At 59.4% G+C, this 17,812-nt stretch carries 17 protein-coding genes; 5 read left to right on the top strand and 12 right to left on the bottom strand.

From position 1 onward, the window contains the following. Positions 1–14: 14 nt before the first annotated feature. Both C9990_RS06940 and C9990_RS06935 read right to left on the bottom strand, forming a co-directional pair. On the bottom strand, positions 15–1,625 hold the full coding sequence (locus tag C9990_RS06940) for an ATP-binding protein (protein WP_106802853.1): 1,611 nt from the start codon (positions 1,623–1,625) through the stop codon (positions 15–17). Beyond that, positions 1,622–2,347 (bottom strand): response regulator, encoded by a 726-nt coding sequence (locus C9990_RS06935; RefSeq protein WP_106802852.1) that lies wholly within the window; start codon positions 2,345–2,347, stop codon positions 1,622–1,624. The genes C9990_RS06940 and C9990_RS06935 overlap by 4 nt, the downstream gene beginning before the upstream one ends. A gap of 784 nt (positions 2,348–3,131) precedes the next feature. On the opposite strand from C9990_RS06935, the gene C9990_RS06930 reads away from it, so the two are divergent. Further along, positions 3,132–6,026, top strand: coding sequence for a ribonucleoside-diphosphate reductase subunit alpha (locus C9990_RS06930; RefSeq protein ID WP_065909250.1), 2,895 nt, complete (start codon positions 3,132–3,134; stop codon positions 6,024–6,026). Between the two features lie 101 nt (positions 6,027–6,127). Here C9990_RS06930 and C9990_RS33035 read toward each other — a convergent pair whose 3' ends face one another. The 9 genes from C9990_RS33035 to C9990_RS06890 form a co-directional block, all read right to left on the bottom strand. After that, the gene (locus C9990_RS33035; protein WP_371920619.1) at positions 6,128–6,631 is read right to left on the bottom strand and encodes a hypothetical protein; all 504 of its coding nucleotides are present in this window, start codon (positions 6,629–6,631) and stop codon (positions 6,128–6,130) included. After that, positions 6,628–7,098 carry a hypothetical protein gene (locus C9990_RS33030; RefSeq protein ID WP_371920618.1) on the bottom strand — a complete coding sequence of 157 codons (471 nt, stop codon included), beginning with the start codon at positions 7,096–7,098 and terminating at the stop codon, positions 6,628–6,630. The genes C9990_RS33035 and C9990_RS33030 overlap by 4 nt, the downstream gene beginning before the upstream one ends. A 266-nt stretch (positions 7,099–7,364) precedes the next feature. Next, entirely contained in the window at positions 7,365–8,675 is a 1,311-nt protein-coding gene (gene flgE / locus C9990_RS06920) for a flagellar hook protein FlgE (RefSeq protein WP_106802851.1), read from the bottom strand. Between the two features lie 31 nt (positions 8,676–8,706). Then, positions 8,707–9,432, bottom strand: a complete 726-nt coding sequence (gene flgD / locus C9990_RS06915; RefSeq protein WP_065909244.1) for a flagellar hook assembly protein FlgD — start codon at positions 9,430–9,432, stop codon at positions 8,707–8,709. 15 nt (positions 9,433–9,447) lie between these two features. After that, on the bottom strand, positions 9,448–9,891 hold the full coding sequence (gene flgC / locus C9990_RS06910) for a flagellar basal body rod protein FlgC (protein ID WP_015885456.1): 444 nt from the start codon (positions 9,889–9,891) through the stop codon (positions 9,448–9,450). A 3-nt stretch (positions 9,892–9,894) separates the two neighbouring features. Beyond that, a complete protein-coding gene (flgB, locus tag C9990_RS06905; RefSeq protein WP_003214246.1) occupies positions 9,895–10,302 on the bottom strand; it encodes a flagellar basal body rod protein FlgB in 408 nt (135 codons plus the stop codon). A gap of 274 nt (positions 10,303–10,576) precedes the next feature. Continuing rightward, positions 10,577–11,479 carry a hypothetical protein gene (locus tag C9990_RS32225; protein WP_157955047.1) on the bottom strand — a complete coding sequence of 301 codons (903 nt, stop codon included), beginning with the start codon at positions 11,477–11,479 and terminating at the stop codon, positions 10,577–10,579. Positions 11,480–11,699: 220 nt separating this feature from the next. After that, a complete protein-coding gene (gene cheR / locus C9990_RS06895) occupies positions 11,700–12,527 on the bottom strand; it encodes a protein-glutamate O-methyltransferase CheR (RefSeq protein ID WP_016979774.1) in 828 nt (275 codons plus the stop codon). A 42-nt stretch (positions 12,528–12,569) separates the two neighbouring features. Next, a complete protein-coding gene (locus C9990_RS06890) occupies positions 12,570–13,502 on the bottom strand; it encodes a chemotaxis protein CheV (RefSeq protein ID WP_106802849.1) in 933 nt (310 codons plus the stop codon). 93 nt (positions 13,503–13,595) lie between these two features. Here C9990_RS06890 and flgA point away from each other — a divergent pair, with 93 nt between their 5' ends. The 4 genes from flgA (at position 13,596) to C9990_RS06870 (ending at position 16,189) form a co-directional block, all read left to right on the top strand. Beyond that, on the top strand, positions 13,596–14,360 hold the full coding sequence (flgA, locus tag C9990_RS06885) for a flagellar basal body P-ring formation chaperone FlgA (protein WP_065909238.1): 765 nt from the start codon (positions 13,596–13,598) through the stop codon (positions 14,358–14,360). A 140-nt stretch (positions 14,361–14,500) separates the two neighbouring features. Next, positions 14,501–14,824 carry a flagellar biosynthesis anti-sigma factor FlgM gene (flgM, locus tag C9990_RS06880; RefSeq protein ID WP_065909237.1) on the top strand — a complete coding sequence of 108 codons (324 nt, stop codon included), beginning with the start codon at positions 14,501–14,503 and terminating at the stop codon, positions 14,822–14,824. Between the two features lie 48 nt (positions 14,825–14,872). After that, entirely contained in the window at positions 14,873–15,343 is a 471-nt protein-coding gene (locus tag C9990_RS06875; RefSeq protein ID WP_065909236.1) for a flagella synthesis protein FlgN, read from the top strand. Positions 15,344–15,439: 96 nt separating this feature from the next. After that, positions 15,440–16,189, top strand: a complete 750-nt coding sequence (locus C9990_RS06870) for a flagellar brake protein (protein ID WP_106802848.1) — start codon at positions 15,440–15,442, stop codon at positions 16,187–16,189. A gap of 56 nt (positions 16,190–16,245) precedes the next feature. Here C9990_RS06870 and C9990_RS06865 read toward each other — a convergent pair whose 3' ends face one another. Further along, entirely contained in the window at positions 16,246–17,631 is a 1,386-nt protein-coding gene (locus C9990_RS06865) for an MFS transporter (protein WP_106802847.1), read from the bottom strand. Positions 17,632–17,812: the final 181 nt, after the last annotated feature.

Genomic DNA, 17,812 nt, shown 5'->3' with positions numbered 1-17,812 from the left:
GGGCGATAGCACTATCAAGGCTTATCCTGGTCTCGCGGCCAACTCAGGCTAAAGCAAGCCCCACCCAAGTTGTTGCTCTTGCTGATCAACGCCCGCCCGCCGTGCCAATAAATGATCCGCCGCACAATCGACAACCCCAACCCATGCCCGCCAGAGGCGCGGGTGCGGCTGTCATCCAGGCGCAGGAACGGCGTGAAAATGCGCTCCCAGGCACTCTCCGGCACACCGGGGCCATCATCTTCCACATCGATACGGCAGCGCACCTGCCCCACCTGGTAACTGATTAAGACCTGGCCCTGGGCGTGGCGCATGGCATTGCTCACCAGGTTTTGCAGGGCGCGGTGCAGATAGCGCGGTTCGGCGTCGACCCAGGCGTCATCCCAATGCGCCGAAGACAGGCAAATGCCCCGACTCACCGCGACTTGAGGGCGCAGTGGCGATAATTCGCCGATGACCTGATCGAGCAGCGCATCGAGGTCGACCCGTTGGAAATTCAGCTCCGGCGCGCCCTGTTCCAGGCGCGCATACGTGAGCATCTCATCCACCAGGCCATCGAGGTCCTGGATATCGCTGTCCATGCCTTCCAGGTATTTGCGCCGGGCGTCAGCGGTGGTCGCGTCGCCGAGCATCTCCAGGCCAAAGCGCAGGCGCGCCACCGGGGTGCGCAGCTCGTGGGACACCGCGCGCACCAGTTCGCGCTGGATGGCGAGCAATTGCTGCAAGTGCTCGGCCATGCCATTGAACGCCGCGGCCAGGCGCCCTACCGAGTCAGCCCCCCGGGCTGGCACGCGCACCTCCAGGTTGCCCTTGGCGATACGCGTCGCGGCCGCTTCCAGGCCTTTGAGGCGCCGCTCCAGCTGACGCACCAATAGATAGACGATCAGGCCAATCAGGCTCAGGCCGATCAAGGCGATCAGGATCAGCCATTGCGCCGGGTAAGGATTCATTTGAAACAGTGGGCCGATTTCCAGCACCCAGGGCGTGCCGACCATGCCGGCGAAGACGCGGATCGAATCGCCGCCCTTGCCCAGGGCCATCACCGTATCGCCTTCCGACACGCGGCGACGCTGGTCTTCGTCCATGTCGGCCTGGTCGAGGGCCATCAGGTGCATCTCGAAGCCAAAACCCTTGGCTTCTTTTATAGCGGCCAGGCGTTGCGGCTGTTCGGCCACCGGGAAGCGCACCAGTTCATCGGCCAGCAGGTAAATCGTCGCACGGGCCAGTTGTTCGCTGATCTGCTGCACTTCGCCGGTCAACACCAGTTGCTCCCGCTCACTGACCAGGCGCAGCACGCGTGCCGCATGGGGGCCGGTCTGTTCTACCAGGACCTGACCGCGTTGCAGGCGATTGCGCTGGCTGAGGTCCAACTGGGCGTCGCTGAGGGTGCGCAATTGCAGCGGGATACCGAGCAGGCGCTCCCACACCGCCAGGGCGCGCTGACGCTCGATGGCGCTCATCGGCTGCAGGTTGTCGCCCATCAGCGCGAAGGTGCCATGGGCCAGGCGCTCGCGGTATTGGCCGCTGCGCACCTCGTTGAGCAGGTGCAAGGCCAGCACGCCGAGCAACGCCACCAGGATCAGCGCCGCACACATGCCGCCATAGATGCGCAGGAAGATCGAGTTCACAGCGGCAGATCAGCGGCGGCTTCGGGGACGAACAGGTAGCCTTTGCTGCGAATGGTCTTGATCAGGCGCGGGTGGATCGGATCGTCGCCGATTTTCGGGCGGATCCGCGAGATGCGCACGTCGATGGAGCGGTCCTGGCCGTCATAGCCGATGCCGCGCAAGGCGATAAAGATTTCTTCGCGGGACAGGATGCGCCCGGCATTCGCCACCAACAGCCACAGCAGGTCGAATTCGGCGCTGGTCAGTTCGATTTCCCCCGCGTGCAACCAGGCTTCGCGCAGGGCGTTATCGACCACCAGCGGGCCGAACTGCAGGCGGCGCTGGTTCTCCACGGCGGCAGGCTCCGCCGGTTCGCTGCGCCGCAGCAGGGCCTGGATGCGGGCCAGCAACAGGCGCGGCCGCACCGGTTTGCACACATAGTCGTCGGCGCCCATGTCCAGGCCGAGCACCTGGTCCATGTCGTCGGTACGCGCGGTGAGCATCAGGATCACGCCATCGTAGCGCTCACGGACCTTGCGGCAGATGCTCAGGCCGTCTTCCCCAGGCAACATCAGGTCGAGGATCACCAGGTCGGGTTGTTCGGCGATGATGCGTGCCGCCGCCAGGGCGCCGTCACTCTCGACCGAAACCCGCAGGCCATTGCTCTCCAGGTAATCACGGGTCAACTCGGCCAATCGCTCGTCATCCTCGACAATCAATACCTGCCAGGCTTCCTGCTCCATGCGTGATCCTCGTTTTTATCAAGGGATTCGTCAGCCAGTGCGGTCAAAGGGGGGAGCGAGATTGCCCGCTCCACCTGTTTGATCTTCGCCCGGCATACCTTATTTGTAATGTTTTGAGGGCATAACAAACCCCGATTGTAGCCATGCCCCAACCCTCAAGCACAAGCCGGGAAATCCATTCGGTGATCGCATTTTTTTGTGATAGGGTTCGCGCCCTCAAAAATCCAATCGGCTGTTTTTATCTTGGAATATTCGGTGACAAACGGCTGAATCCAGCAGTACTGCGGCCTACACGGCTGTTCCACGTTTCATACACATTTTACCCACAGCGTTATCCACAGGTAGTGCGTTGCTAAGCCCCCCAAAACGCATTATCTTGTAGCTCGGCGCTAAAAAAACCCTACATGTAGGGTTTTGAGCGAAAAGACCCAACACAAATCAGACAAGAAACTCAAGCCCTTTCTTGCTCCTGTTTGGTCTAACCAAAGCATTTTTTGAAAGCCCACACCGCGCACGCGGATGGCAACCGTTTCACGCTTCAACAGCGCAAAACGGTACGGGTGTTGCAGCGCTTGAACCGGGCGACTGTCACCCAACAGGAATACGGCCAGAGGCTTTTACGCCTTGAACCGAAGACTTCGGCATGGAAGCGGCGCGAATAGCTCCCTTCCTCCTGTCCCGAAGTTGTTATGCCAGGCCACAGGCCTGTTGTAAGTGCTTCAGGACGGAACGGTGGGCACCGAGATGGTGCCCAAATAAATATAGAATGTGGAGACAACCCCCCATGCAAACCGACACAACTCGCGAGAACCCGCAAGGCTCCGTGCCGCAGGCCGCTGATTCGAACCTGGATCTGTCCGCCACCGCGCCCGGCCAATTGCGTGTGATCAAGCGTAACGGCACTGTCGTTCCTTACACCGATGACAAAATCACCGTCGCCATCACCAAAGCGTTTCTTGCAGTTGAAGGCGGCACCGCTGCCGCTTCGTCGCGCATCCACGACACCGTTGCCCGCCTGACCGAACAAGTCACCGCGACCTTCAAGCGTCGCATGCCATCGGGCGGCACCATCCACATCGAAGAAATCCAGGACCAGGTCGAACTGGCCCTGATGCGTGCCGGCGAGCAGAAAGTCGCCCGCGACTACGTGATCTACCGTGACTCGCGCGCCAAGGAACGTGCCGTACGTTCCCCGGCTGAAGAAGCTGCCGTGCAAGCGCACCCGTCGATCCGCATCACCCTGGCCGACGGCAGCTTTGCCCCACTCGACCTGGGCCGCCTGAACACCATCATCACCGAGGCCTGCGAAGGCCTGGAAGAAGTCGACGGTGACCTGATCCAGCGCGAGACCCTGAAGAACCTGTACGACGGCGTGGCCCTGACCGACGTCAACACCGCCCTGGTGATGACCGCCCGTACCCTGGTTGAACGCGAGCCGAACTACTCGTTCGTGACCGCGCGCCTGCTGATGGACACCCTGCGTGCCGAAGGCCTGGGCTTCCTGAAAGTCGCCGACAGCGCCACCCACCACGAGATGGCCGACCTGTACGCCAAGGCCCTGCCGGCCTACATCGCCAAGGGTATCGAATTCGAATTGCTGAACCCGGTCCTGGCCACCTTCGACCTGGAAAAACTCGGCAAGGCGATCAACCACGAGCGCGACCAGCAGTTCACCTACCTGGGCCTGCAAACCCTGTACGACCGTTACTTCATCCACAAGGACGGTATCCGCTTCGAACTGCCGCAAGTGTTCTTCATGCGCGTGGCCATGGGCCTGGCGATTGAAGAGAAGCAGAAAGAAGACCGCGCCATCGAGTTCTACAACCTGCTGTCGTCCTTCGACTACATGTCGTCGACCCCGACCCTGTTCAACGCCGGTACCCTGCGTCCACAGCTGTCCAGCTGCTACCTGACCACCGTGCCGGATGACCTGTCGGGCATCTACCACGCGATCCACGACAACGCCATGTTGTCCAAATTCGCCGGCGGCCTGGGCAACGACTGGACCCCGGTGCGCGCACTGGGTTCGTACATCAAGGGCACCAACGGCAAGTCCCAGGGCGTTGTACCGTTCCTGAAAGTGGTGAACGACACCGCCGTCGCCGTGAACCAGGGTGGCAAGCGCAAAGGCGCTGTGTGTGCCTACCTGGAAACCTGGCACATGGACATTGAAGAGTTCATCGAGCTGCGCAAGAACACCGGTGATGACCGTCGTCGTACCCACGACATGAACACCGCCAACTGGATCCCTGACCTGTTCATGAAGCGCGTCTTCGATGACGGCAAGTGGACCCTGTTCTCGCCCTCCGAAGTTCCGGACCTGCACGACCTGACCGGCAAGGCCTTCGAAGAGCGCTACGAGTACTACGAAGCCCTCACCGAGTACCCAGGCAAGGTCAAGCTGTTCAAGACCATCCAGGCCAAAGACCTGTGGCGCAAAATGCTCTCCATGCTGTTTGAAACCGGCCACCCATGGCTGACCTTCAAAGACCCGTGCAACCTGCGCAGCCCGCAGCAGCACGTCGGCGTGGTCCACAGCTCGAACCTGTGCACCGAGATCACCTTGAACACCAACAAGGACGAGATCGCCGTTTGCAACCTGGGCTCGATCAACCTGCCGAACCACATCGTCAACGGCAAGCTGGACACCGCCAAGCTGGAACGCACCGTCAACACCGCTGTACGCATGCTCGATAACGTGATCGACATCAACTACTACTCGGTGCCACAGGCGCAGAACTCCAACTTCAAGCACCGTCCGGTTGGCCTGGGCATCATGGGCTTCCAGGATGCGCTGTACCTGCAGCACATTCCTTACGGTTCGGATGCTGCGGTCGAGTTCGCCGACAAGTCCATGGAAGCGGTCAGCTACTACGCGATCCAGGCCTCCTGCGACCTGGCCGACGAGCGCGGTGCCTACGAGACATTCCAGGGTTCGCTGTGGTCCAAAGGCATCCTGCCGCTGGACTCGCAACAGATCCTGATCGAAGCCCGTGGCCAGAAGTACATCGATGTCGACCTGAACGAATCCCTGGACTGGGCGCCGGTACGTGCCCGTGTGCAGAAAGGCATTCGTAACTCCAACATCATGGCCATCGCGCCGACCGCGACCATCGCCAACATCACCGGCGTATCGCAGTCGATCGAACCGACCTACCAGAACCTGTATGTGAAATCGAACCTGTCGGGCGAATTCACCGTGATCAACCCGTACCTGGTTCGCGACCTCAAGGCCCGCGGCCTGTGGGACTCGGTCATGATCAACGACCTGAAGTACTACGACGGTTCGGTGCAGCAGATCGAGCGCATCCCGCAAGAACTCAAAGAGCTCTACGCGACTGCCTTCGAAGTGGACACCAAGTGGATCGTGGATGCCGCCAGCCGTCGCCAGAAGTGGATCGACCAGGCTCAGTCGCTGAACCTGTACATCGCCGGAGCATCGGGCAAGAAGCTCGACGTGACCTACCGCATGGCTTGGTACCGTGGCCTGAAAACCACTTACTACCTCCGTGCCCTGGCCGCGACCAGCACCGAGAAGTCGACCATCAACACCGGCAAGCTGAACGCTGTGTCCAGCGGTAACCACGGTGATGATTCGGTGCTCGCCGCCCCGGCCGGCCCGGCGCCAGTGCCAAAGGCCTGCGCGATTGACGAGCCGGATTGCGAAGCTTGCCAATAAGCTGAGCCCGCCCTGGGGCTAACCCCCAAGGCTGAAAAGCCCCCGATACACTTAACGTGTATCGGGGGCTTTCTTTTGCCCGGTAAAAACCCCGTACGAGACTAGATCAACACGGTAGCTATACCCGATGCAGGCACGCCGCCCCGCTGCCCCCACAACTCAATGCGACCGTTAATCACCGCCATCGAATGACCGTTGTACTCCACTGTCCCGACTTTGCTGTTTCTCAAGTCGGCATCGGTCGCCGGCCTGTAAAGTCCCTTCAATCCCAAGCGGTCCAAGCCTTCCCGGGAGTACTCCCCATCGTTGAGGCTCTTCATGGCAGCCATGAAACTGCCCCCTGCCGTGCCGTCGTTGTTTTCCATCTGGGCCCGCTTGGCACTCGCGGCAAACATGAAGTTGGCAGACGTTATCATCGAAGGATCATCGCCCTCGAATCGGGCCTCCTTTGCCGCCAACTTGAATTCTTCCTTGGAAAAATGAACCTTGTATCCATCGCGCATCGTCACGTCATAGCCATCGCCCGCCTCTTTTACCTCCTTGAATACATCTGTAGGCTCCTTGCCATACCGCATCATGGCGGCCTTAATTGCGGAAACCGTCACACAATTGCCGTCAGGCCCTTGCTTGAAACCCGTCCAGATATTGCCCTGTTCTTTTCCAGTTCCCGGCTTTTGCCCGGGGTTACTGTTATCAGGCTTGTAGTTGAAATAATTCTGCCCTTTTGTGTAAGGCCGATTGCCCATTTGCTCGGCAGGACCAAACCCCGCAGGGTCCACTCTACCGCCGCCCCTACCCCCCCTCCGCCACCTCCCGGCGGTGGCGTGTTCGGTGGTGGGACATCATCCGTATCGGGAAACCACTCCTTCAGCAGCCGCTTGAGAAGCTCAAGGTACTTGCTATCGGATTCTTCGATGAGCTTCTTGAGGATCTCCTTGAATTTTTCATCACCCAAATTCTCACGCAGTTCACTCAATTTGTTGCGCAAGTCCTGGACCGACTGGGTTTTGCCGTCTTTCTCGGCGTCGAACAACTGTTGGAGGAACGACTTGACCGTCGATGCGTGATCCACAGGTTTAACGGGCGGCGAATCACCTCGCGCAACCCCAGCCACAGAGGCGGTACGCCGCGCCCCCGAGGCGGATACTCCTGAACTTCCCATCTTCGGCACTCCCACTGATTGGTGAGCCGACAAGGCTCTTGACCATCAGTGGCAAGACAGAAATGGAGTGTTCCTTCCCCAGAAATTCAACGCGTAACCTGTAGTGTCATGGGTTATTTTCCTACGCCCACAAAAAAGCCCCTCTTACGAGGGGCTTCTTGTCGAGCGCTTTTGCATCAGGTCATCTGAATGATGGTCTGCATGATGGTGCTCTGGGTGGAGATGGTCTTGGCGTTCGCCTGGTAGTTGCTCTGGGCCTTGATCAGGTCCACCAGCTCGTTGGTCAGGTTGACGTTGGAGTTCTCCAGCGAGTTGGCCACGATCGAACCCAAGGTCCCGGCTTGCGGGCTGTCATAACCCGGCTGGCCCGAGGCGAAGGTCTCTCTCCAGGTGGTGCCGCCAGAGGGCTGCAGGCCCTGTTCGTTGTTGAAGCTGGCCAGGGAGATCTGGCCGATAGCCTTGCTCTGCTGGTTGCTGAACGTGGCGAACAGTACACCGCTGCCGTCGATTTTCAGGCCGGTGATCTGGCCGGTGGCGTAGCCATCGGTGACCGGCGGGTTGCGGTAGCTGGCGGAGTTGTACTGGGTGATGTTACCCATGTTGACGGCAATACCGCCGGTGTTGGCAGCAGCACCGTTGTCCTTCCAAACGCCATCGACCAGGCCGCCCGGCTTCCAGTCGTCAATGGTCATGGTAGTGTCCTTGACGTTGGCGCCGACAATTTTTTCGAGCTTGCCAGAGGTATCAAAGGTCAGCGTAGACGGCACTGGGGCAACGGCACCGCTACCGCTGATCGGCGTGCCATCCGGGTTACGGCCGTCAATCAGCGTGTAGGACTGCCAGACGTTGCCATCGGTTTTAACCATGTACTGCACCATCGAGTGGGCGTTGCCCTGGGTATCGTAGAGCGTGGTGGAGTACTGGGTGTTGAAGCTGTCGGTCTTGGTCGGATCGAACGGGTGGTCCGTCTGATTGATCGGCAGGTCCGAAGAGTTCAGGTTACTGGTGGAGTCCACTTTGGTGGACGCCTTCGGCGGCAGGTTCGCCAGGTTCAGTTGCAGGTCGACCAGGCCACCCTTGACGATTTTGCCATCGGCGTCCGCTGCGTAGCCTTGCAGGCGCGAAGTACCGGTGTTGTTAGTGATGTAGCCATCTTTGTCGGCACGGAACGCACCGCTGCGGGTGTATTCCAGCGAGCCGTCGCTGCCCTTCTGCACGAAGAAGCCGCCACCCTGGATCGCCATGTCCAGGATACCGCCGCTGTTGTTGACGTCACCCTGGGTGAACTGCTGCGACACAGCCGCCAGGTTCACACCGTTGCCGATGCTGTTCTGGCCGGTGCCCAGTTTGGAGGCGGCGTAGATGTCCGCGAATTCCGCACGGGACGACTTGAAGCCAGTGGTCGCGACGTTGGCGATGTTGTTGCCGGTCACGTCCAGTTGTTTGTTGGCCGCATAGAGGCCGCTAAGGCCGATATTAAAAGACATGTTTCTCTCCCTCTGCCGTATTTAGCCGGCTCTATGTACCGATAGTCTGAATTTGCGACAGCTTGACGCTGCCCATGCCACCTGCAAGGTTCAACAGCATTTCGCCGCCGGTCTTGCTCAACGTCACGCTGGTCACCGTCGCGGGCAGCGAGGTCGCCAGGGCTACCGAGTCGCCCTTGTCATTTTTGGTGGTGGCCGCGAAGGTGTAGGTACCTGCGGGGGCCACTTCACCTTTGTCGTTCTTGCCGTCCCAGATGAAGTCGGAGTTACCCGCGCTCTGGGCGCCCATGTCGATGGTGCGCACCACGTTGCCATCTTTGTCAGTGATCTTGATGGAGACGTTACCCACCGCAGAGGTCACCGCGACCGAACCGGTCATGCTCTTGCTTGTGTCCACCAGGGCCTTGTCGGTCTGGGTGATGATCGAGCGCCCGACCAGCGACGATGCCTGCAGCGCTTGCGAGGAGCTGAAGTTGCTCGAGATCGCATTCACCGAGTCGTTCAGGGTGTTGATGCCTTCCAGGCTGCTGAACTGCGCCAGCTGGGCCACGAACGCGCCGTTGTCCTGGGGCGACAGCGGGTTCTGGTTTTTCAGCTGGGTCACCAGCAGTTGCAGGAATGCATCCTTGCCCAGCGACTGGTTGCCCGTCGCCGCCTTGGAGGCGTCACCGACGCTGCTGTTATCTGTGGCGGTCTTGACCTTGGAGTTGAAAAGGTCCTGGACTGCCGTGTTGTTTGTCGTATCAACGATGGCCATTAGTGGCGCCCCTTATCACTGACCCAGGGTCAGGACCTTCTGCATCATGGTTTTGGCGGTGTTCATCATTTCCGCGTTGGTCTGGAACGAGCGGCTGGCGGAGATCATGTCTGCCATTTCCTCGACCACATTGACGTTCGGGTAGTAGACGTAGCCTTTTTCGTTCGCCGCCGGGTGATTCGGCTCGTAGCGGGCCTCCAGGTTGCTCTGGTCTTCCACCACACCGAGCACCTGCACGCCGGAACCTGCAGCGCCCTGGTCCTGGAACAGCGAATCGCTGCCGCCGCTCTGGCCGCCCTGGAACATGGTGGCGAACACCGGGTGACGGGCGCGGTAGGTCTGGTCAATGCTCGACGACACGGTCTCGGCGTTGGCGATGTTACTGGCGACGGTGTTCAAACGCGTGGTCTGCGCGCTCATGCCACTGCCGGCAATATTGAAAACACTGGACAGGGACATGGCTTACTCTCCACGCAGGGCTGACATCAGCCCTTTGAATTTACTGTTGAGCAGGGTGAAGCTGGCCTGGAAGTTCACCGAGTTCTCGGCGTAGGCCGATTGCTCCAGCTGGGCGTCGACGGTGTTCTGGTCGATCGATGGCTGCATCGGCGTGCGATACAGCAGCGACTCGTCACCATTGCCCAGGCCTTGCGCTTCGATATGACGGCTGTTGGTCATATTCAAGGCGAAGGTGCCGTTCTTGGTCTTGTCCTGCTGTGCGGCGAGCACGGCGGAGAAGTCCAGGTCCCGAGCCTTGTAGTTCGGGGTGTCGGCGTTGGCAATGTTGTTGGCCAGGACTTCGGCACGCTGGGCGCGGAAGCCCAGGGCTTGTTCGTGGATACCGAGCGCTTTATCGAAGCTGATGCTCATGGCGGAAACCTTTAGGCTGACCTGCTGTTCGTTAACAGGGTTATAGCAAGGCTCATGCCAATAATTGAAAGCCCCTTAAATCAAGGGTTTAGAGGAAGGTTGCCGGTGGCAACAGCGCAAAAGCGGCAATGGATTTCCGCGAAGCGTCAGGAAAGCGGCAATGAGCATTGCCGTTTTTGCAGGGCCGAACAGCCGGGCGGTCAAAAAGCCGCCCGTGCACTGCGTGTCTGCGAGGCTTGGAGATACCCCGCGCGCGCAATGCGGCAAGCAGTGATCAAGTCAAAACCAGTACATTGTCCGACCACTGGTTGCCGTTGGTGTCTGTGATTTTTCCGTGTGTAACAAGATTCCCCCTTTTTCCCCAGCGCTCTTCGACGCCCGCAATCACGGCCATCGAATGCCCCGTACCTGCTCCCCCAACATCTTTTTCTATAATGCCCACGCTGCCATTTCTCAATTCCTCAACGGTTCCTTTCCTGTAAAGCCCCTTGAAGCCCAGTCGGTCGAAAAGATCCTTGGTATATTCGCCGTTTTTCAGAGACGCCAGGGCTTTGGTGAAGTTTCCTTTCGAGCCTTCGTGATTATCGTACTCAGCCTGCTTGGCAGCGACTGCATACGCAAAGGCCGCGTTATCGCGCGCAATAGGGTCACTGCCGTCAATCCCCGCGTCCTTCCTAACCTGCATATACTCCTCGTGGGTAAACTCCACGACCTTCCCATCGCGCTTGGTAACGCGATACCTGTCGCCGAGATCTTCCACCTTCGAAAAGAGGTCAGTTGGTTTCGAACCATAACGCGCGCTCAATGCCTTAATGCCTGAGATAGTGGCGCAGTTGCCATTTTGGCTCTGAAAAAACCCTCCAAAAATATCCTTTGCCTTGTTCCAGATTCCCCCACGCGCTTTACCAGGGAGGATAGCCGCGGGCGCGTCAGCAATTGAAGAGGATAGGCCGTTAGACAAATAGGCCCCGTAGCTATAGGGCTGCTGAGATGAACCATATTCGCTTGGGGAAAAATTGATGACTGGCGGCCTGGCGTCCTGAACGCCAAACACAGGCCCCGAACCAGTTTGTTGTGTTGCTGAACGCGCTACACGCGCAGCGGAAGGCTGTTGTTGAACAGCAGGATCAAAACCAGACCGTGCCGCAACGCGAGACTCCACCCAAATATTGTCCATAGACCTTCCCTCTACTATGAGCCGAAGAGGAATATTCAATCCCACTCGCACATCTGAAGTTTTGGAGGCGTAGGCACTTCACCCCCTTCCACAGGTTCGTGGAAAATGGCGAAACATGAGTTCCGGAAGGCTTACGCTCACCCGGGTATTCAGACTTGGCGCACAAAAAAAGAGAGCCCTTTGCGGGGCTCCCTTTTTTGTCGAAGCACACTTCAAGCCGTCACTTGGCCTGGTAGATGATCCCAGGACTGCACTGCACCATCTGGTAATGATCGGGCAGGCCGTTCAGCGCTTCGGATGCGCCGAGGAACAGATAGCCACCGCGCTTGAGCGTGCCGTGGATGCGCAACAGGATGTCTTTCTTCACTTCGGCCGAGAAGTAGATCAGCACGTTGCGGCAGAACACCATGTCGAACTTGCCCAGGCTGGCGTAGCTGTCGAGCAGGTTGAACGAGCGAAACTCCACGCGGCTCTTGATCGGTGCCTTGACCGCCCAACGCCCGGCCCCTTTCGGGTCGAAGTAACGTTGCAGGCGCTCCTGGGACAAGCCACGGCCCAGGGCCAGGCTGTCGTACTCGCCGGTCTTGCAGTTGGTGAGCATGGTGCCGGACAGATCAGTGGCGACAATTTGCGCACCGGCCTTGAGCTGGCCCATGTTTGTCCGCTCGAACTCATCGATGGACATCGAGATCGAGTACGGTTCCTGCCCCGAGGAGCAGGCCGCCGACCAGATGCGCAGGCGCTGGCCCGGGCTGGCCTTGATGGCTTCCGGCAGCACCTTGCTCTTGAGCACTTCAAACGGATAGGTGTCGCGAAACCACAAGGTTTCGTTGGTGGTCATGGCATCGACCACCATTTCCTTGAGCCCGCTGCGCGGCTGGCCCTGGATGCGCTGGACCAACTCGCCCAGCGACTTGATGCCCTGCTGTTCCATCAGTTTGTTGAGACGGCTGGATACCAGGTACTGCTTGTTCTCACCGAGCAATATGCCACAGGCTTTTTCCAGGAAGACCCGGAACTGTTCGAAATCCAAATTACCCGTAGACAATGATACCGCCTCTTAAATCGTGTGACCGCCAGGGGACATCCCCTAGCCGTGATCTGCTGCCTTGATCCGGTCGACTACCCGGGCTGCCAGGTCATCAGGGCGGAATTTGGCCAGGAAGTCATCGGCACCGACCTTCTTGACCATCGCCTGATTGAATACACCCGACAACGAAGTATGCAGGATGATATGCAATTTTTGCATGCGTGGGTCATTGCGTATCTCGGCCGTGAGGGTGTAGCCGTCCATTTCCGGCATCTCGATGTCAGAGATCATCATCAAGAATTCTTCTTCCGGCTTCTTGCCTTCGTCCACCAGCTTGCGCAGGTAATCCAGCGCCTGGCGACCATCATTGAGCGCCACCACTTCCACACCGACGGTCTGCAGGCAACGGGTCACCTGCTTGCGCGCCACCGAGGAGTCGTCCACCGTCAGCACACGCAAGGAAATCGCCTTGTGTGCCGTCTCGGCGTCCACCACGCCCACGGAAATCGATTCCGAGGTCGGCGCCACTTCGGCGAGGATCTTCTCCACGTCGATGATTTCCACCAACTGGTTATCGACCCGCGTCACCGCCGTGAGGTAGTGATCCCGGCCAGTGCCCTTGGGCGGCGGATGGATCTCTTCCCAGTTCATATTGACGATGCGCTCCACCGAGCGCACCAGGAAACCCTGGGTCTTGGTGTTGTACTCGGTAATGATCACGAACGGATTCTCGCGGTCCTGCAGGGCCGGCGAACCGGTGGCCAGCGCCAGGTCGAGAATCGGGATGGTCGCGCCGCGGATGTTGGCGACGCCGCACACCACGGGACTGGACTTGGGCATGATCGTCAGCTTGGGGCACTGCAACACTTCGCGCACCTTGAACACGTTGATGCCATACAACTGTTTGCCATCCAGGCGAAAAAGCAACAACTCCAGGCGATTCTGCCCCACCAGCTGTGTCCGCTGGTTTACTGAATCCATTACTCCTGCCATGCCTTTACTCCTACGCTAAAACCTTTGGCCTGTTCCCTAAAGGGCAGACGCGCACCCAACACTAAACGGCACGGGCTTTGCAATTTACAGATCATGGATATTAAAACGACAGTTTCCCGACGCCCCGGCTTCCCACGGTACTGCAGATTGCTCTGCGTCTCGATGGCATTGCTCGCCTTGAGCCTGGGAACCACGGCCCGCGCCGATAACGTCACCTTGCCTGATCTACTTATCGGCGTCACTCAGGGCTTTCTTGAGTTCACTGTAGAAGATTATCTGGCGACCACCCAGACACCCGGGCGTTATGAAATCCAGGTCAGCCAGCTCGATCCACGCCTGCGCATGCCAATGTGCGACAAGGAATTGACAGCCACCCTGGAAAGTCCCGCCCAGCCCATCGGCCGCGTGACGGTGAAAGTTCGCTGCGAAGGCGCCTCGCCCTGGACCGTGTTCGTGCCGGCGCAGGTCAAATTGTTCCGCGATGTGGTGGTGGTGGCCCGCCCGCTGAAACGCACCGGCATCATCGGTTTCGAGGACGTTGTCCTGCGCGAACGCGACATCAGCATGATCAATCAGGGCTACCTGACCTCCCTCGACCAGGCCGTCGGACAGAAATTGACCCGACCAGTGGTCACCGACCAGGTCATTACCCTGGTGCACCTGGAGCAGGCGGAGGTGATCCGCAAGGGCGATCAGGTGGTAATTTCCGCCAGCAGCGGCGCGCTGCAGGTAAAGATGCCAGGCGAGGCGCTGTCCAATGGCGGCATGAGCGAGCAGATCCGGGTGAAGAACCTCAACTCGAACCGGGTGATCAAGGCGCGGGTGACGGCACCAGGCCAAGTGGAGGTGGCTTTATAGACCGCTGGTATCGGACGCCGGCTTTTCCTACACTGTGGGTTGGGTGCCGGCCTGTGCAGTTTATTGTCAATTGCGCCTAAAGTTTGTCCGGGTATGGCCGAAAACATGGCAAGCGTCCAAATACCCAGAGGTTTTTTATCATGGTCATCGATTTCAGTCGTTTGAATAACACCCCGGCAACGTCAGGCCCTACGCGTACCAGCGGTACCAAGGACAGCGTAGAAGCCAAGGCCCAGCCACTGCCCGCGAAGGCAGAGCAGGCGAGCGCCAGCCAGAGCGGGGAATCCGTACACCTGAGCAATGAGGCTCAACAGTTGCAGAAGGTCACTGACTCGCTGCGCGATCAACCGGTAGTCAATAAAGCCCGTGTGGCCGAATTGAAACAGGCAATCGCCGATGGCAGCTATAAAGTCGACAGCAACCGTGTAGCCAGCAAGCTGCTTAATTTCGAAGCCGAGCGCTAGGCACAGGCCTGCGCCGGGCTTTTGGACGCTTAAACCCCAAGGCCAGCCATGCATCACGACGAACATTTGCTTCAACTGATCATTGATGATCTAGCGCCGACGCAACACTTGCTCGAGCTGCTGAAAGAAGAATCCCTGGCACTCTTCGGCCGGGACATGCCCTTGCTGGAAGAAATTCTGGCGCGCAAACAATCGCTGATTGTCCTGCTGGAACAGCACGGCAAAAAACGCAGCGAAATCCTCATCAGCCTCGGCCTGCCGGCAGACCATGATGGCCTGGCACAATTGGCCAGCCACTCCTCGGTCGGCGATCAATTGCTGGCCCAGAGCAAAGAACTCAATCAATTGCTCGCCCAGTGCCAGGAAGCCAACCTGCTCAACGGTCAGTCGATCCAGCTTCAGCAAGCTACGACCGCCAACCAGTTGCGTATACTTCACGGCGGTGAGCCTCCGGCGCTTTACAACGCTCAGGGATCCACCTCGCGCCTGGTCAAGCCAAGCACCCGCAGCCAAGCCTGATGCCCGTTTACCGCGCGGCCTATCCAAGTCGCGCCACATACTGGCAAAATGCCTGCTCTTGCGTGTAGTCGTATTTTGTCTGGAGATGGAAGAACCGTGTTCAACGCCCTTAATGCGGAAGATGCCCCGCAGCCACCCAAGGTCCTCACCACGCCTCTGGAAATCGCCGGCACCTTGCGGATGCTGCAAGAAAGCCATGACCCGCTGATCATCACCTTCCACGAACGCAGCCAACGCTTCCAGAGTTACCTGGTGGATGTCGACCGCGAGGGCGGCACCCTGGCCCTGGATGAAATGATCCCGCGTGACGGCGAACGCCACCTGGAAAACGGTGAGCCGTTCCGCATCGAAGGCTTCCACGACGGCGTGCGCGTTGCGTGGGAAAGCAACGGCGCCATGAGCATCAGCGAAAAGGACGGCCACCGCATCTACACCGGCAGCTTGCCCGACGAGGTGGTTTACCATCAGCGTCGCAATGCTTTCCGGGCCGCCTTGAAGCTGGCCCAACTGGTCAACATCGAACTGGGCGGGGAGAAACTCAAGGCGCCGATCAGTGGCAAATTGCTGGATATTTCCGCCACCGGCTGCAAACTGCGCTTTGAAGGCGATATTTCCGAGCGCCTGCAACTGGGCCAGGTCTACGACCGCTTCATCGCCGCCCTGCCCTTTGGCAGCATGACCACCTCGGTCGAGCTGCGTTACCTGCACTTCGAAGAGAAGATCAACACCACCTTCGCCGGCGTGCGTTTTCACAACATGAGTGGCTTGGTGCAGCGCCAGGTCGAGCGTTTCGTCTACCAACTGCAACGCGAAGCACGCCGCTTCGACAAAGACGACGACTTTTAAAGCTTGGCGTCATAAAAAACGGGCAGATCCTGAGGGGATCTGCCCGTTTTTTGTTTTCAGGGGCGTGCCCTGCTCAAATCATGGGGATGCTCGTCCGGGTCGAGCGGATCGACTGGCGCCTCGACCACCGGCTCATCAGCGGGAGACTCGGGCTCGATTTCAGGCTCTGGTTCAGGTACGGATACCTGCATCTGCTCCTGCACCACTTGCTCATCCACCCGCGGATCAAGGGCAGCCACCAATGGCGAGCTGGACATGCTGTCGGGCATCGCCACGTGGTGCAAGGGTGCGTCGTCCACCTGGTGCAGGTTGGTCACGGCTTTCGGCCGGATACGCCATACCAGGATCAGCGCACACAGGCTGAAAAACGCGTACAGCATGTGGCTGCCGAACATCTTCATCACCACACCCGCCAGCAGCGGCCCGACACTGGCGCCGACGCCGTAGGTCACCAGCAACATGGCGGTGAGCGACACGCGACGATCGCCTTCCACATGGTCATTGGAGAACGCCACGGCCAGCGGGTACAGGCAGAACTGCACCAGGGAACACACGAAGCCTGCCACGAACAGCACTTCCAGCGGCACCTGGGTCATTACCGCCAAGGGCAACGCCGCCACCGCCAGGCACAACGCAAAGCAACGGATCAACAGCGCGCGGTCGTAGCGGTCCGACAGCCAACCCAGCGGCCACTGCACCACCAGGCCGGCAAAAATGCAGCTACCCATGAACAGGCCCACCTGCTCTGTCGTCAGCCCTTGCTGAGAGGCATAGAGCGGCGCCAGGCCGTAGAACGAACCGACGATCAACCCGGCGCCGAGCACGGTACTCAGCGACTGCGGCACGCGCTTGATAAAGAAGCGCGGCTCCATCGGCGCCGGATGCAGGGGCGCCGGGTGAATGCGGCGAGTCATGGCCACCGGCACCAGGCACAAGGCAAAACACAGCGCGACCAGCATCAGCAATTCGAGGCCGAGCTGCGGGTGCATGACCAGGATCAGTTGACCGAGGACCAGCCCCAGATACGACGCGATCATATAGCCGCTGAACACCACGCCACGCTGCTTGGCGTCCGCCTGCTCGTTGAGCCAGCTCTCGATGACCATGTACTGGCACATCATCCCCAGGCCCACGATCGTACGCAGCACGATCCAGGCCGGCAGCCAATCGATCAAGCCATGGCCCAGCACCGCCGCCCCAACGATCCCGGCACAGGTGGCATAGGCACGGATATGCCCGACCCGGCCAATCAGGCGATGCCCGATCTTGCCGCCCAGCACCAGGCCAAAGTAGTTGGCTGCCATCAACGCACCCACCCACAGGCTGTCGACATGGTCGGCCGCCAGGCGCAGGGCCAGGTAAGTACTGAGCAGGCCGGAGCCGATCAGCATCATCAAGGAGGCGAAATAAAGGGCTCGAAAAGATTTCCAGATCTGGCGCATCGGCGTTCCGAGCGGCTCCTTGCGGTAAGAGACAGGGCTATCGGCATGATAGTCCGGGGTTGCAGGTTCCGGACAGGCGAAAGGCGCTGTTTCCGGGGATTATTTTGCTTCACGGTTCAGACGCTGCCGGAGGGTATGCAAGGTACAGCGTTGCGAAAAATAGCCGGCGGCACCTGCTGTG

The organism is Pseudomonas sp. S5D5, assembly GCF_003013355.1.
Classification (GTDB): Bacteria; Pseudomonadota; Gammaproteobacteria; order Pseudomonadales; family Pseudomonadaceae; genus Aquipseudomonas; species Aquipseudomonas aylmerensis.
Note: the sequence above shows the minus strand (reverse complement) of the source record. Positions and strands in the feature narration are given on the sequence as shown.